This window comes from Serratia nevei, from assembly GCF_024160145.1.
GTDB lineage: Bacteria > Pseudomonadota > Gammaproteobacteria > Enterobacterales > Enterobacteriaceae > Serratia > Serratia nevei_A.
This window is the reverse complement of record NZ_JAMYWQ010000096.1, coordinates 1-1,096: the sequence shown is the minus strand read 5'-3', so window position 1 is coordinate 1,096 and position 1,096 is coordinate 1. Positions and strand designations below refer to the sequence as shown.

Here is a 1,096-nt window from a genome sequence, read left to right as displayed (position 1 = left end):
CTGTGTATTCCGATGATTTCGATCAGTGATTCCGGCGATTCCGATCGCTCTTCTCGCGCTGTTTATTTCTTACTCTTGTTTTTAACTCGTCTGATCGGTTTGCGCCAGTTTACGCATCGACTCACCCTTGAGTTCAACACGATGTCCGTTATGCAGCAGCCTGTCCATTAAGGCATCGGCCACTGTCGGATTGCCCACCAGTTTGTACCATTCGCTTACCGGCAACTGGCTGATGATGATGGTGCTTCCCCGCTGGTATCGGTCTTCCATCACCTCCAGCAGATCTGACGATTGTCGGGCGTTCAGCTTTTCCAGTCCCCAGTCATCCAGGATCAGCAGCTCTTTTTTCGACAGCTGCAGCAGTTGTTTCTGGTAACTCCCGTCGGCATGACCGATGTTCAGGTCGTCAAGCAGTCGTGTCAGACGGTAATAGACCACCTGGACATGCTGCTGGCAGGCTTGCTCTCCCAGCGCACAAGCAACGTAGGTCTTGCCGCAGCCCGTTGGCCCGGTGAGCAACACATTCTCATGGCGATGCACATAGGCCCCCGTCAGCAACTGGGACATCAGCTGCCGGCTTAGTCCCCGCTCTGGCCGGTAGTCAAGCTGTGAAGGCTGTGCATCCAGCCTCAGCCTGGAGTGCCGTCGCAGACGGTTGACCTTCGACACCTCCCGCTGCAGCAGTTCGTGCTCCAGCAGCAGGCTCAGGCGCTCTTCGAAGCTTAACGATGTGTAGGTCATCGGTTGTGACCACTGCTGCTCCAGGGCATTACTCATGTGCCCCAGTCGCAGGGCCCGTATTTGTTCCAGCAGTTTGCTGTTCATTGTTGTCTCCTTAGTGGTAGTACCCGGCACCGCGTACATTGCTGTGCTCGACAGGTGCGTCATCCGGCGATTCTTCTTTCAGCCGGTCCCGATGGTTGATCAGCAGATTCAGGATCACCTGCCGCCACGGACGCTCGAGCAGCAGGGCTTTCTGGCAGGCATTCTCCAGCCTGACGGCTCCGTACTCGCGGGAGAGATTCAGCAACCCCAGGCAGGTTCGGTATGCCTGCTCCGGATGCGTACGATGATGCAGATGCCAGGCCACCACTGC

Annotated in this window: 1 protein-coding gene and 1 pseudogene; both read right to left on the bottom strand. The window is 56.8% G+C overall.

Features of this window, described 5'->3' with window-relative positions; genetic code table 11:
- Positions 1-81 precede the first annotated feature (81 nt).
- Positions 82-825, bottom strand: coding sequence for an IS21-like element helper ATPase IstB (istB, locus tag M6G53_RS24880; protein ID WP_197790519.1), 744 nt, complete (start codon positions 823-825; stop codon positions 82-84).
- Positions 826-835: 10 nt separating this feature from the next.
- Positions 836-1,096: pseudogene (locus tag M6G53_RS24875) on the bottom strand (IS21 family transposase); the annotation flags it as partial.

Coding starts and splice junctions, on each gene's coding strand:
- istB (WP_197790519.1), bottom strand. CDS start 825: ATGAACAGCAAACTGCTGGAACAAATACGGGCCCTGCGACTGGGGCAC.